At 55.9% G+C, this 281-nt stretch carries 1 protein-coding gene; it reads left to right on the forward strand.

Annotated features, from left to right (window positions below):
• A partial coding sequence (locus ACLJNW_RS24570; RefSeq protein WP_410961265.1) for a TonB-dependent receptor domain-containing protein occupies positions 1–281 on the forward strand: 281 nt, incomplete at both ends.

Consider the following 281-nt stretch of genomic DNA (forward strand, 5'->3'; position numbering starts at 1 on the left):
GCGGTCTACGACCTGAACGATACCTACTCCGTCTACGCCAGCTATACCGACATCTTCATGCCGCAGGACAGTTGGTATCGCGACAGCAGCAACAAGCTGCTCGAACCCGACGAAGGCCAGAACTACGAGATCGGCATCAAGGGTGAATATCTCGACGGACGACTCAATACCAGTCTCGCCTACTTCGAGATTCATGAGGAAAACCGCGCGGAGGAAGACGCCCTCTACAACAGCAAACCGACCAACCCCGCCATCACCTACGCCTACAAGGGCATCAAGGC

This window comes from Salmonella sp. SAL4457, assembly GCF_046548235.1.
Taxonomy (GTDB): domain Bacteria; phylum Pseudomonadota; class Gammaproteobacteria; order Enterobacterales; family Enterobacteriaceae; genus Salmonella; species Salmonella enterica.